This is a genomic window from Mesorhizobium sp. M7A.F.Ca.MR.245.00.0.0 (assembly GCF_003997415.1).
Classification (GTDB): Bacteria; Pseudomonadota; Alphaproteobacteria; order Rhizobiales; family Rhizobiaceae; genus Mesorhizobium.
Map to the genome: position 1 here is coordinate 15,343 of NZ_RZTE01000069.1, position 533 is coordinate 15,875.

General features: G+C 65.7%; 1 protein-coding gene. It reads left to right on the top strand.

Translation table 11 applies throughout. The features are described from left to right. Positions 1–90: 90 nt before the first annotated feature. Positions 91–507 (top strand): DoxX family protein, encoded by a 417-nt coding sequence (locus EOB80_RS33350; protein ID WP_127332226.1) that lies wholly within the window; start codon positions 91–93, stop codon positions 505–507. Positions 508–533 lie beyond the last annotated feature (26 nt).

Consider the following 533-nt stretch of genomic DNA (forward strand, 5'->3'; position numbering starts at 1 on the left):
GTTGGTACATGCCCGCCGATCTGTCGGCCGGAGTTTCTGATAGGATCGGGTTATCGGGAGGCCGGCCTGCGGCCGATAAGGGAGGTGAACATGCCCCGCAACGCGCTGCTCCTGCTCTCCCGGGTGCTGCTCGCCGCCCTGTTCGTGCCTTCCGGTATCCATGCATTGAGCGACATAGCCGGCACCACAGGCTATTTCGCCAGCCTCGGCCTGCCGCTGCCGACACTTGCTGCCTGGGGCACGGGACTGTTCGAACTGATCGCGGGGCTGCTCATCCTGGTCGGTTTCCAGACCCGGGTCACGGCGCTGCTGCTCGCCGCCTTCTGCATTGCCGCCGGTTTCATCGGCCACTATGGCCAGGGCGGCGGCGACGCGATGCTCGCCTTCCTGCACCAGCAGATGCTGATGAAGGACATTGCGATATCAGGCGGATCTGTTGCGCTGGCCATGGCCGGTGCGGGAGCCTGGTCGGTCGACGGGCGCGGCTATCGCATGTGGAATGCCTGAGATGTCTGCCCGGCACGGACCCCCAC